The following is an 11,616-nucleotide window of genomic DNA, read 5'->3' on the forward strand; positions in this document are numbered from 1 at the left end:
CTGTATGCGATGCCGTCTGATGTCAGACGGCGCGGTGGTGGTCGGAACGAGAGGTAAACCCGGTCAGCGCCGCCGCAACCAGCAGCAGCAGCGCGCTAAGCGCAAAGGCATGGGTGTAGCCGAAGCCGTCATACATCAGCCCGCCGAATGTGGAGCCGAGCGCGATAGAGAGCTGAACGATGGCGACCATCAGCCCACCGCCGGCTTCGGCGTTGTCCGGCAAGGTTCTGGCAACCCAGGTCCACCAGCCGACCGGTGCGGCGGTAGCAACCAGGCCCCAGAGGCCCAGCAGCACCGCAACCAGCGGCGTCTGGTGACCGACACTCATCAGCAGGACGGCAATCAGCGCCATCAACACCGGAATAAACGCCAGGGTGCGATAGAAACCCGCTTTCAGGAAATAACCGATCAGCAGCGTACCGATAAAACCGGCCACGCCGAGAATGAGCAGCATCAGAGACAGGCCGCCAGCGCTGACGTGGGTAACGGTTTCCAGGAACGGGCGCAGATAGGTAAACAGAGCGAACTGGCCCATAAAGAACAGCCCGCAGCCCGCCATGCCGAGCGCCACCAGCGGGGAGCGCATCAGACGAAACACGCTGCTGATGCGCGCATTGTTCTTCTGCGCGGGCATTGATGGCAGGCTGACGGCCTGCCAGAGGAATGCGATCAGTGCCACCGGCACCAGGCAGAAAAATGCTCCGCGCCAGCCCATTACCGCGCCCAGCCAGCTCCCCAACGGGGCGGCGATGACCGTCGCCAGCGCATTACCGCCGTTGAAAATCGCCAGCGCCCGTGGAACGCGGTGGGAAGGGACCAGACGGATGGCGGTGGCGGCCGACATCGACCAGAAGCCGCCGATGGCCACGCCGATCAGCGCGCGTCCGGCCATATACACCGCATAGTTGGGAGCCAGCGCGATAATGCCGCCGGAACTCGCCATTAACACTGTCAGACCGAGCAGCAGCGTTTTACGGTTGATGCCTCCGGCAAGGGTGGAGATCAGCAGGCTGGTAAGCACTGCCAGCGCGCCGGAGATGGCAATCCCCTGTCCGGCCAGCCCTTCGCTGACGCCAAGGTCACGCGAAACCGGCGTCAGCAGACTAACCGGCATAAACTCCGACGCCACCAGGGTGAAGGCGCACAGCGTCATGGCCAGCACGCCATTCCAGAACGCGGGCTGCGCTGCGCCAGCCGGGCTGTCGCTATGGGTTATGGTCATAAATATCCTGCATGAATTAAATTAACGTCATGATTAAAAATAATTTTCTCTGTCACCTTCCCGGATTGCAGGCAAGGGGATGCCGGGACCGTATTCCGCAGGGAATGCAGTCTGAAGAGGGATGAGGTGGCAGATAACCTAGAGTGACAGCCCGGCGAGACGCTCACTGCCGGTGTGTGCGTTGAGGGAAAGTTTACACGTCACGCCCGCGCTGACTAGCTAATGAATGCTTAATAGTGTTATAAGTAAAACTAATTAATCGCACTGTAGCGGGGGAAAGATGAAACGTAACCTGAACGACCTGCTGTCGTTTGTTGCGGTAGCACGAGAGGGGAGTTTTACCCGTGCGGCAGGGTTTCTGGGCGTTACGCAGCCGGCGCTGAGTCAGTCCATTACCGGGCTGGAAAACCGTCTGCAGATCCGCCTGCTTACCCGCACCACCCGCAGCGTCTCGCTCACGGCGGCGGGTGAACGCTTACTGGCGGCTATAGGCCATCGCTTCGATGAGATTGAAGCCGAACTGGATATGCTTACCGCGCTGCGCGATAAACCGGCCGGCACGGTGCGGATTACCTGCGCCCCCAACGTGCTGCATAACATCCTGTTGCCAAAACTGGCACCGATACTGCGTGAATATCCGGACGTTAACCTCGAATTTGATGCCAGCCACGCGTTTCGCAATATTGTCGTCGATCGTTTCGATGCCGGTGTAAGGCTGGGGGATACCATCGATAAAGACATGATTGCCGTGCCGATCGGCCCTCCGCTGCGCATGGCGGCCGCGGCCTCGCCTGACTATTTCTCTCGCTACCCGATACCGCAAACTCCGCAGGATCTGGTGCATCACAACTGCATGAACATGCGCATGGCGAGTACCGGTGGGCTGTATGTGTGGGAGTTCGATCATCCCGATGGACCAGTCAATGTCCGCGTCAACGGCCAGTTAATATTCAATACCTCTGCGCATATGGTGGACGCGGCGCTGGCGGGGCTGGGCATTGCCTTTCTGCCTGAGGAGGAGTTTGGCGACCATATCGCCAACGGGCGGCTTACACGCGTGCTGGCAGCCTGGTGCGACCCGTTTCCCGGCTACTACCTCTACTACCCCAGCCGTAAACAGCCGTCACCGGCCTTTTCGCTGGTGGTGGATGCGTTGCGGGAGAAATGAACCTGCGCATAGTACGCAGAAAAAATGGCAGAGACCGATTTATCGATCGTCGATTTTAACTACGACGCCATTTTTCTCAAGAACATAGGTGCCGTCATATACTCTGAATATCAGTGTTCCGTCATTATTGTTACTGACCTCCAGTACCGCATTTTTTTTAATGCAGCGAGGCACTGGGCTCGCTTGATGAAAACAGAGTATATCGCTACTATCATCCTGAATATATCCATCTCTGAAGTCCCAGAAGGTAACTGTGAAATGGCCTTCATCTGATGGATGGGGTACAGAATATCCTTTCGCTAACATCGCCCTGTTTTTTAGCCACCAGGTAACTTTTGCGTGGTCTGCATCAGGGAAGTTAAGTACCAGTACATCGCTAAAGTTTTTCTCATGATATACGTCAATAACCTGAACTGGTGCATTCTGGTGGTAATATACTGCCAGGGAGAAGCTTACTGCCACTAATGTACTCAGCAGTAGGTTTTTTTTAAATATCATATTTACTGCCTGAAATGAATATTTCAGCTTCCATGTTTGTCATAAATGGCCTGAAGGCAAACTGGTGATGGTGCTGTAATAGAAACCACAAGCGGAAAAATTGAAACTGAAAGAATTTTTGTTTTCTTATATCATTTTTATCCAGACCAAAATGATCCTGAACGTTGTAATGTATTTGCGCGCGGAAGCTATTGTTACTTACTGTCAAATCACGTAGGATAATTTTTGTGGCCCAGGTGTCATGAACAGAGACCCCCATGCCGTTAATGTTGTCATGCCACGTATCAAATTTTGGTAAGCGACCTTTGCTGATTAGCGTTGTTATTTCTTCAGTTTTATTTTTTGGCAAATAATTTTTATCCCAGTCAATGCTTTTTATTAAACCCCGCTTGATACGCCTCAGTGAACCACTGTCAGAATTATCGTATGAAATTTGCTCCTTGAGCGCCATGTCCAGCAACCCATCGGTAAATGGTTTTCCGGTGCCATACTGCATGTGGTTTAGCATTTTATTGATAATATTTTTATAAGTCCCAAGGAAGGAAAAAGCGTGTGACAAACTGCGCATTTCATTAAACATAATATCAGCACATGCTTTTCTGAAAAGCGAATTCGTTTTTATCAATGAATTGCAGCAGAACGGTGACTGAGGGCGATTAAAAGATGATTTTTCTTCAAGCTTATAAGGGTCAACACGTTCTGAAATATTCCAAAGCTGGAAGTTTTCTTTAAGTTGTTTCTCCGTTAAATCACCGAAGCACATATCATCAGAACGGTAATCATTCATTTTCCTCTCAGTCTCATAAATAACAAAGGGTAAAGATACGCTTTCCATATATTTATTGCTTTTTAACGGATTGGTGTCTGGGATGATAATATGGCTAGTGCTAAAATCAAGCGCGAGTGATGTTATTAATTTTCGTGAATAAATATTTAAGAAGCTGGCGCGGAATGGGTATGTATCAATTATTTGAATGAATAAAAAGAGTTAATAATGTTGTCCGCTTCGTCAGATCATAACAGTCACGACACAGTCAAATCTCTGTCAGTTTTGCGGACATGACAACATTGTCATTCTGGCGTCAGGTTGTTGCGCCTGTGGGCGGGGTATAACAGCGGCACACCAACTCAGGAGAAACAACATGAAAAAGTATCTGATCGCTGCTGCCCTCGCCGCCTCTTTTTGCGCCCCTTCCGTTGTTATGGCTGCGGGAAAAAACCTGTTGAGCGTCCACATCCTTAACCAGCAAACCGGGAAACCGGCACCGGGCGTGGAAGTTACCCTGGAGCAGAAACAGGGTGACGGCTGGAAAAAGCTGAACAGCGCTACCACCGACCAGGATGGCCGTATCAAAGGTCTGTGGCCAGAGCAGCCGGAAAGCACCGGTGACTTCCGCGTGGTGTTCAAAACCGGCGACTGGTTCGCATCCCAGAAGCAGGGCACCTTCTTCCCGGAGATCCCGGTTGAGTTCCACATCAGCAATACCAATGAGCACTACCATGTACCGCTGCTGCTGAGCCAGTACGGTTATTCCACCTATCGCGGTAGCTGATACCCGACATCGCGGCGGGGCGTTTTGCTCCGCCAGTAACGTGCGAATAACGAGAGACTGAAACATGAAGCGAACGCTGATAGCGGTAATGATGGCCCTGCCGGGAATGAGTTTTGCGGCAGCGCCTGCGACGGTACATGACATGACGCTGGAGCTGGCAACCACGCTGGCTTCTGACACCCTGGCCCAGTGCCGCCAGTATGATAAAAAAGGCGTGGTGGCGGTGGTCGATCGCGGTGGGAATCCGGTAGTGGTGATGCGCGACGACAACGTTGGCCCGCACAACACGCTGGCAGCCCAGCGTAAAGCGTATACCGCGCTTTCAACCAAAACCCCGAGCCAGGCGCTGGCGGAAAAGGCGCGGGCGGATGCCGATTCGGCAAACCTGAACACGCTACCCGAACTGCTGCTGCTGGGCGGCGGTGTGCCGGTGACCTTCAATAATGAAGTGATCGGCGCGGTGGGCGTGGCCGGAATGGGCGGCTCCGAGTTCGATGGCAAGTGCGCGACACAGGCGATTGCGAAAGCCTTCCCGGCGAAATAATCCTTCTGTTGTAACGTGGCGATAACCGGTGTTTGCATCGGTTATCGCCCGCTTCCCCTGACGCGCGGTTTATCGCGTTTTCATCTTAGACATGCCTTTTCGTTTTTATCCCTCACGGCGCAGATTCGCTATAGTCGATTTCACCTGGGATCGTACTGTTTTTAAAAGGATATCTGCCATGAAAAACGTTGTTTCTCGCCTCGGCGCTATGCTGCTGGCCGGGTTGATGCTGGCTGGCTGCGACCAGAGCAGCGATGCTAACCATATTAAAGTGGGCGTGATAAATGGCGCTGAGCAGGACGTGGCGGAAGTGGCAAAGCGTGTTGCAAAGGAGAAATATGGCCTTGACGTGGAGCTGGTCGGTTTCAGCGGGTCGCTGCTTCCCAATGAATCAACCAATGCCGGCGATCTGGATGCCAATGTATTCCAGCACCGTCCTTTCCTGGCGCAGGATAATCAGGCGCACGGCTATCATCTGGTGGCGGTGGGCAATACCTTCGTCTTCCCGATTGCGGGTTACTCCCGCAAAATTAAACGTGTTTCTGAGCTGAAAACCGGGGCGACCATCGCCATTCCTAATGATCCGACTAACCTTGGGCGTGCGCTGCTGCTACTGCAAAAAGAGAAGCTCATCGGCCTTGCACCGGGTAAAGGCCTGCTGCCGACCGCGCTTGATATCCGTGATAACCCACGTCAGCTAAATATCGTTGAGATGGAAGGTGCGCAGCTACCGGGCGTGCTTGATGACCCGAAAGTGGACGCGGCGATTATCAGCACCACGTACATCCAGAATATCGGCCTGTCGCCAGTGCACGACAGCATCTTTATTGAAGATAAGCACTCGCCTTACGTAAATATTATTGTTGCACGTGAGGACAATAAAGCCGCAGAAAACGTGAAGGCATTTACCAGAGCCTATCAGTCACCGGAGGTGGCACAGGCGGCGGAAAAAATCTTCAACGGCGGTGCGGTGCCGGGCTGGTAATAACGGTTAAAACAAAAGGCAGGCGCAATGCCTGCCGGTCAATATTTATCCGCGAAGGGTGGCATACCTATAGCTCGCGCTCTTCAAGTATTACCCGCCAGGCATGATCGTTGTCGATTTCGAAAGCACTGATGACCACGCGGCTGCCATATTTTGTCCTTTTTGCCTTTTCATCAGACCACATAATAAGTTGCACTACGTACTCACGACGCGAATCAAATTTATAGAGAGAAGAGGGAATGCAAACTTGTCCGTCACTGACATTCAACGCAGGCTTCAACTGATACCAACGTTCTTTTGGTGGCATATTACGAGGATAGATCATAACCATTCTTATCTGGAAATCTGCAGGATCAGGAATGGCTACACAGAGATTATCATCTACCTTCGTTGCGGTGGTGATGTCGGGTTCGGGATAGCGCAAGTCTAAATCCCGATCCATTATTGGGCAGCCTGTTAATAAGAGTAGCGAGGCTGAGAGCAGAGTGAGCTTTACAGCGAAATTCATCTGATCTTCCTATGGGAAAAATGACAACGTTCTGGCAAAAAGTGAGAGAAGTTCATGCTCAGAGACATTTCGACAGCGAACGTTATTGTTCTCTTTCTTCAAGTATTACCCGCCAGGCATGGCCGTCCTCGATTTCGAAAGCGGCAATTACAGCCCTGCCTCCATATTGGGTTTGTTGATATTTTTTATCCGACCACATAACCGTGCGGATTACGTATTGCTGGTGCGGTTCAAACGTGTAAAACGAGGGCGGAATACAAATCTGGCCCTGATTGATAGTGAGTTTGAGGTCAGGCTCTGCTTTATACCACCAGGTTTTAGGGTCGGTGCCGCGAGGATTAATGCTGATCATGCGCAACTGGTAATCAGAAGGATAAGGCACTGCCATGCAAACGTCATCACCTGTTAATGTGATTATAGAAATATCTGGTGGAGCGTAACGCTTATCTAAATCTCGATCCATTACAGGGCAACCAGTAAGCATCAACGTCGCAAGTAACACTGTTGTAAGTTGAATTATCATCTTCATTATTTACTGCCCGAAGAGAAAAAAGTGAGTGTCTTTTTATAAAGATCGCGCAGTTGACTCTCTGAAACGTTATTTATGCAGCTGACATCATGGTTTTTACGGCTCTCTGCCCATAAATAATATCCGTATCTGTCTAATACAAAATAATCCGCAATAATCTGTGCCTGCTGCTCAAGCGGATATTCATTTAAAAATCGGCTGTCCAGCACATAGTCATAATTTGCCGCCCAGCTGAATGCCCCGCGCAAGCGCACATTCATTCCTCTTTCTCGCTGCCAGACATGCGCCAGTTCATGGATGAAAATATGCTGTAACGCAATCGACGCTTTAGAAAAATCATCCCGATAATGATTTCTCAGGTAGATTTCCCCATTGGGTGCCATCGCCACGTTTTTATTTTGCAGTCCAAACGGCAGATAGCTGTCCCGGTGTATCCAGACCTTATGCCAGGTAATGCTGTTTCTGAAGACGCTGCGGGCAAGCACGATCTCTCCGGGTGTGAGCAGCCTCAACCCACCTTCCTTAATCCTGTTCATTTCCACCGTGATATCCCTGTTAACTACGGCGGTCAGAATAATACCCGCCCCATTAAAAGGGATTTGCGTATCCGTAACGTAAAGCTATCAAAAGCAGACATTTCCAGGACATCCGCGCGACCGCGCCTGACGCAGCATGAGCGCATTACTGAGCATGTCTCACCGCAGTCTGCGCAGCGCGAAAGCCAGCGCCGACTATCATTAACTATTCGTTATTAAAAAAGCCGTGCAGTGCATAAGCGGCAACCACTCATTTTTAAAAATACTGGAGGCCTGGTATGAGCAACCACGGCGAAAACACAGAATACGGGCAGCTGCCGCAACCGGATGGGCGCGCTGTTACCCCGCAGCCTGAAACGCTACCCCTGCGACTCAACGTGAATGGCGTGATCCGCGAGCTGGACGTGGATACCCGCACCACGCTGCTGGATGCGCTGCGCGAGAATCTGCATCTCACCGGCACCAAAAAAGGGTGCGACCACGGCCAGTGCGGCGCCTGTACCGTCATCGTTGACGGACGACGCATCAACGCCTGTCTGACCCTCGCGGTGATGCATCAGGATGCGGAAGTCACCACCATTGAAGGGCTGGGCACGCCGGACAATTTGCACCCGATGCAGGCGGCGTTTGTAAAACATGACGGCTACCAGTGCGGGTATTGCACGCCGGGCCAGATCTGTTCATCCGTGGCGGTGCTGAAAGAGATTGAGGCGGGCATTCCGAGCCACGTCACCCACGATCTGGTATCACCGCCGCAAATGACGGCGGATGAGATCCGGGAGCGCATGAGCGGGAATATCTGCCGCTGTGGGGCGTACGCCAATATTCTGGCTGCGATCGAGGATGTCGCCGGGGGGGAAGGACGATGAAAGCCTTTACCTACCAACGCGTGAATTCGCCCGCCGAAGCGGCAGCCAGCGCGCAGCGCACGCCGGGAGCCAAATTTATCGCTGGCGGCACCAACCTGCTCGACCTGATGAAGCTGGAAATTGAGACCCCGGTTCATCTGATCGACGTCAATGGCCTGGCGCTGGACAGCATTGAACCTGCCGCCGATGGCGGACTGCGCATCGGGGCGCTGGTGCGCAATACCGATCTGGCCGCTGATGAGCGCGTGCGTCGCGATTACGGCGTGCTGTCCCGTGCGCTGCTGGCGGGGGCGTCGGGCCAGTTGCGTAACCGGGCGACTACTGCGGGCAACCTGCTGCAGCGTACGCGCTGCCCCTATTTCTACGACACCAACCAGCCCTGCAATAAGCGCCAGCCCGGCAGCGGCTGTGCGGCTCTGACAGGCTACAGCCGTCAGCTGGCGGTAGTCGGAGCCAGCGAGGCCTGCATCGCCACGCATCCGAGTGATATGGCGGTTGCGATGCAGGTACTGGACGCCGTGGTGGAGACCGTAAACCCGGACGGGAGCGAACGCCGCATCCCGCTGGCTGACTTCTACCGCGCGCCGGGCGATACGCCGCATCTGGAAACCGTGCTGGCACCCGGCGAGCTGATCGTGGCGGTAACGCTGCCGCCTCCGGCCGGCGGCACGCACATCTATCGCAAAGTGCGCGATCGCGCCTCCTATGCGTTTGCGCTGGTATCCGTCGCGGCGGTGGTGCAGGCCGATGGCACCGGACGCGTGGCGCTGGGCGGGGTGGCACATAAACCCTGGCGGCGCGATGAAGCGGATGCACAGCTGCCACAGGGCGCGCAGGCGGTCTACGACCAGCTGTTCGCCGACGCGCAGCCAACCAGTGAAAACGAATTCAAGCTGACACTGGCGAAGCGCACGCTCGCCTCGGTGCTGGCAGAAGCGGGGGCACAACCATGAAATTTGATAAACCGGCTACCAACAACCCCATCGATCAGCTGAAAGTGGTGGGCCGCCCGCACGATCGTATCGACGGGCCGCTGAAAACCACCGGCTCGGCAACCTACGCCTATGAATGGCACGATGAAGCGCCTGATGCAGCCTATGGCCATGTGGTCGGCTCCGCCATTGCGAAAGGCCGCATCACGACGCTCGATGTTGAGGCGGCGCAGCGCGCTCCTGGCGTCCTGGCGATCGTCACGGCGGATAACGCCGGTCCACTCGGCAAGGGTGAAATGAACGCGGCGACCTTGCTGGCTGGCCCGGAGATTGAGCATTACCACCAGGCTATCGCCGTGGTGGTGGCAGAAACCTTCGAACAGGCACGGGCGGCTGCAGGGCTGATTCACGTGGAGTACCAGCGCGAACCCGGCGCTTACGATCTGGCGGCGGAAAAACCGGGTGTTACCACCCCACCGGAAGACACGCCGGACAAAAGCGTCGGCGACGTGGAGCGTGCGTTGGCTGACGCGGCGGTGCAGCTCGATGCCATCTATACCACTCCGGATCAGAGCCATATGGCGATGGAGCCGCATGCTTCGATGGCGGCGTGGGAAGGGGAGAAGCTTACGCTCTGGACCTCCAGCCAGATGATTGACTGGTGGCGTGGCGATCTGGCGAAAACCCTGAATATTCCCGCAGAAAACATCCGCGTGCGGTCGCCTTTTATTGGCGGCGGCTTCGGCAGCAAGCTGTTCCTGCGCAGCGATGCTGTGCTGGCGGCGCTCGGCGCGCGGGCGGCAAAACGCCCGGTAAAGGTGATGTTGCCGCGGCCATTTATTCCCAATAACACCACTCACCGCCCGGCGACGGTGCAGCATGTGCGTATCGGCACCGATGAGACCGGACGCATTACCGCTATTCTGCACCACAGCTGGTCCGGTAACCTGCCCGGCGGCCCGACGGAGACCGCCACCAACCAGACTGAGCTGCTGTATGCCGGTGCGAATCGCCATACCGGGCTGCGGCTGGCTGAGCTGGATCTGCCGGAAGGGAACTCGATGCGCGCGCCGGGGGAAGCGCCGGGGCTGATGGTGCTGGAGATTGCTATCGACGAGATGGCGGAAAAACTTGGCATGGACCCGGTGGAGTTCCGCATTCTCAACGACACCCAGGTGGACCCGGCGCACCCCGAGCGCTTCTTCTCGCGCCGCCAGCTGGTGGAGTGCCTGCGCACTGGTGCGGAGCGCTTTGGCTGGCATGCGCGTAATCCGCAGCCTGGTCAGGTGCGGGACGGGCGCTGGCTGGTGGGTCTGGGCATGGCGGCCGGTTTTCGTAACAACATCGTCACCACGTCCGGCGCGCGCGTGCACCTGGATGCGCAGGGCATCGTGACCGTGGAAACCGACATGACCGATATCGGCACCGGGAGCTACACCATCATTGCCCAGACGGCGGCAGAGATGATGGGCGTGCCGCTGGAGCGCGTGGTGGTGCGGCTGGGGGATTCTGATTATCCGCTGTCATCCGGTTCGGGCGGCCAGTGGGGAGCAAACAGCTCCACCGCAGGCGTGTATGCCGCCTGCGTAAAACTGCGCGAAGCGGTAGCGAACAAACTCGGTTTTGACGCCAACACGGCAGAGTTTGTGGATGGCGCTGTGCGTGCCAACGGGCGTGCTGTTCCGCTCAGCGAGGCCGCTGCGGGTGGTACCCTGACGGTGGAGGACGCGATTGAGTTCGGCGATCTCGACAAGCAGTTCCAGCAGTCCACCTTTGCCGGGCATTTCGTCGAAGTGGGTGTGGACATCGCCACCGGGGAAGTCCGCGTTCGCCGCATGCTGGCGGTCTGCGCGGCAGGGCGCATCCTTAACCCGAAAACGGCGCGCAGCCAGGTGATTGGCGCGATGACTATGGGGCTTGGCGGTGCGCTGATGGAAGAGCTGGCAGTCGATACGCAGCAGGGCTTTTTCGTGAATCACGATATGGCGGGCTATGAAGTGCCGGTCCATGCCGACATTCCCGAACAGGAAGTGATTTTCCTCGACGACACCGACCCGGTCTCGTCGCCGATGAAAGCTAAAGGGGTAGGTGAGCTGGGCCTGTGCGGCGTCAGTGCTGCCATTGCCAACGCCATCTATAACGCGACCGGCGTGCGGGTGCGGGATTACCCGATTACGCTCGATAAGCTGCTACACGGGTTACCGACCGTCGCGTAATCGCCCTGCGGTTCTGGCTGCCCGACGCGCCAGAGCCGCAGCGCTTCCCCTTTCAC

13 protein-coding genes are annotated in these 11,616 nt (G+C 55.4%); 7 read left to right on the forward strand and 6 right to left on the reverse strand.

Annotated elements, in window-relative coordinates; all coding sequences use genetic code 11:
* Window positions 1-22 precede the first annotated feature (22 nt).
* Window positions 23-1,222 (reverse strand): MFS transporter, encoded by a 1,200-nt coding sequence (locus tag KFZ77_RS00220; protein WP_264385129.1) that lies wholly within the window; start codon window positions 1,220-1,222, stop codon window positions 23-25.
* Between the two features lie 280 nt (window positions 1,223-1,502).
* On the opposite strand from KFZ77_RS00220, the gene KFZ77_RS00225 reads away from it, so the two are divergent.
* Window positions 1,503-2,390: a LysR family transcriptional regulator gene (locus KFZ77_RS00225; RefSeq protein ID WP_031522187.1), complete on the forward strand. Its 888-nt coding sequence runs from the start codon at window positions 1,503-1,505 to the stop codon at window positions 2,388-2,390.
* A 39-nt stretch (window positions 2,391-2,429) separates the two neighbouring features.
* On the opposite strand, the gene KFZ77_RS00230 is transcribed toward KFZ77_RS00225, so the two are convergent.
* Together KFZ77_RS00230 and KFZ77_RS00235 are read right to left on the reverse strand one after the other, a co-directional pair.
* Window positions 2,430-2,888 (reverse strand): DUF943 family protein, encoded by a 459-nt coding sequence (locus tag KFZ77_RS00230; protein WP_072002013.1) that lies wholly within the window; start codon window positions 2,886-2,888, stop codon window positions 2,430-2,432.
* Entirely contained in the window at window positions 2,878-3,723 is an 846-nt protein-coding gene (locus KFZ77_RS00235; protein ID WP_031522183.1) for a DUF3289 family protein, read from the reverse strand. Before KFZ77_RS00235 ends, KFZ77_RS00230 begins: the two co-directional genes overlap by 11 nt.
* 307 nt (window positions 3,724-4,030) lie before the next feature.
* On the opposite strand from KFZ77_RS00235, the gene hiuH reads away from it, so the two are divergent.
* The 3 genes from hiuH to nlpA all read left to right on the forward strand — a co-directional run bounded on the left by hiuH (window position 4,031) and on the right by nlpA (window position 5,970).
* Complete coding sequence (gene hiuH / locus KFZ77_RS00240; RefSeq protein ID WP_031522182.1) at window positions 4,031-4,441, forward strand: hydroxyisourate hydrolase; 411 nt, start codon at window positions 4,031-4,033, stop codon at window positions 4,439-4,441.
* Window positions 4,442-4,505: 64 nt separating this feature from the next.
* Entirely contained in the window at window positions 4,506-4,985 is a 480-nt protein-coding gene (locus KFZ77_RS00245) for a GlcG/HbpS family heme-binding protein (RefSeq protein ID WP_031522180.1), read from the forward strand.
* A gap of 178 nt (window positions 4,986-5,163) precedes the next feature.
* Entirely contained in the window at window positions 5,164-5,970 is an 807-nt protein-coding gene (nlpA, locus tag KFZ77_RS00250) for a lipoprotein NlpA (protein WP_031522178.1), read from the forward strand.
* Between the two features lie 67 nt (window positions 5,971-6,037).
* Here the strand turns inward: nlpA and KFZ77_RS00255 are convergent, their stop codons facing one another.
* The 3 genes from KFZ77_RS00255 to KFZ77_RS00265 form a co-directional block, all read right to left on the reverse strand.
* On the reverse strand, window positions 6,038-6,478 hold the full coding sequence (locus tag KFZ77_RS00255) for a putative T6SS immunity periplasmic lipoprotein (RefSeq protein ID WP_031522177.1): 441 nt from the start codon (window positions 6,476-6,478) through the stop codon (window positions 6,038-6,040).
* Window positions 6,479-6,560: 82 nt separating this feature from the next.
* Window positions 6,561-7,007: a putative T6SS immunity periplasmic lipoprotein gene (locus KFZ77_RS00260; protein WP_031522175.1), complete on the reverse strand. Its 447-nt coding sequence runs from the start codon at window positions 7,005-7,007 to the stop codon at window positions 6,561-6,563.
* Entirely contained in the window at window positions 7,007-7,543 is a 537-nt protein-coding gene (locus KFZ77_RS00265; RefSeq protein WP_035891276.1) for a hypothetical protein, read from the reverse strand. The genes KFZ77_RS00260 and KFZ77_RS00265 overlap by 1 nt, the downstream gene beginning before the upstream one ends.
* 278 nt (window positions 7,544-7,821) lie before the next feature.
* Between KFZ77_RS00265 and paoA the strand changes: the two genes are divergently transcribed.
* The 3 genes from paoA to paoC are packed head-to-tail and all read left to right on the forward strand — an operon-like array spanning window position 7,822 to window position 11,560.
* Entirely contained in the window at window positions 7,822-8,412 is a 591-nt protein-coding gene (gene paoA, locus KFZ77_RS00270; protein ID WP_264385130.1) for an aldehyde dehydrogenase iron-sulfur subunit PaoA, read from the forward strand.
* Window positions 8,409-9,365, forward strand: coding sequence for an FAD binding domain-containing protein (locus KFZ77_RS00275; protein WP_264385131.1), 957 nt, complete (start codon window positions 8,409-8,411; stop codon window positions 9,363-9,365). The genes paoA and KFZ77_RS00275 overlap by 4 nt, the downstream gene beginning before the upstream one ends.
* Window positions 9,362-11,560 (forward strand): aldehyde oxidoreductase molybdenum-binding subunit PaoC, encoded by a 2,199-nt coding sequence (gene paoC / locus KFZ77_RS00280; protein WP_264385132.1) that lies wholly within the window; start codon window positions 9,362-9,364, stop codon window positions 11,558-11,560. Before KFZ77_RS00275 ends, paoC begins: the two co-directional genes overlap by 4 nt.
* The last annotated feature ends 56 nt before the right edge of the window (window positions 11,561-11,616 follow it).

The sequence above is a fragment of the Siccibacter colletis genome (assembly GCF_025914095.1).
Classification (GTDB): Bacteria; Pseudomonadota; Gammaproteobacteria; order Enterobacterales; family Enterobacteriaceae; genus Siccibacter; species Siccibacter colletis.

What these genes read in the sequence shown, in the direction of transcription:
- KFZ77_RS00255 (WP_031522177.1), bottom strand. Translation starts at nt 6,478, where the DNA reads ATGAATTTCGCTGTAAAGCTCACTCTGCTCTCAGCCTCGCTACTCTTA.
- nlpA (WP_031522178.1), top strand. Translation starts at nt 5,164, where the DNA reads ATGAAAAACGTTGTTTCTCGCCTCGGCGCTATGCTGCTGGCCGGGTTG.
- KFZ77_RS00225 (WP_031522187.1), top strand. Translation starts at nt 1,503, where the DNA reads ATGAAACGTAACCTGAACGACCTGCTGTCGTTTGTTGCGGTAGCACGA.
- paoC (WP_264385132.1), top strand. Translation starts at nt 9,362, where the DNA reads ATGAAATTTGATAAACCGGCTACCAACAACCCCATCGATCAGCTGAAA.
- hiuH (WP_031522182.1), top strand. Translation starts at nt 4,031, where the DNA reads ATGAAAAAGTATCTGATCGCTGCTGCCCTCGCCGCCTCTTTTTGCGCC.
- KFZ77_RS00230 (WP_072002013.1), bottom strand. Translation starts at nt 2,888, where the DNA reads ATGATATTTAAAAAAAACCTACTGCTGAGTACATTAGTGGCAGTAAGC.
- KFZ77_RS00245 (WP_031522180.1), top strand. Translation starts at nt 4,506, where the DNA reads ATGAAGCGAACGCTGATAGCGGTAATGATGGCCCTGCCGGGAATGAGT.
- paoA (WP_264385130.1), top strand. Translation starts at nt 7,822, where the DNA reads ATGAGCAACCACGGCGAAAACACAGAATACGGGCAGCTGCCGCAACCG.
- KFZ77_RS00220 (WP_264385129.1), bottom strand. Translation starts at nt 1,222, where the DNA reads ATGACCATAACCCATAGCGACAGCCCGGCTGGCGCAGCGCAGCCCGCG.
- KFZ77_RS00260 (WP_031522175.1), bottom strand. Translation starts at nt 7,007, where the DNA reads ATGAAGATGATAATTCAACTTACAACAGTGTTACTTGCGACGTTGATG.
- KFZ77_RS00265 (WP_035891276.1), bottom strand. Translation starts at nt 7,543, where the DNA reads ATGAACAGGATTAAGGAAGGTGGGTTGAGGCTGCTCACACCCGGAGAG.
- KFZ77_RS00235 (WP_031522183.1), bottom strand. Translation starts at nt 3,723, where the DNA reads ATGGAAAGCGTATCTTTACCCTTTGTTATTTATGAGACTGAGAGGAAA.
- KFZ77_RS00275 (WP_264385131.1), top strand. Translation starts at nt 8,409, where the DNA reads ATGAAAGCCTTTACCTACCAACGCGTGAATTCGCCCGCCGAAGCGGCA.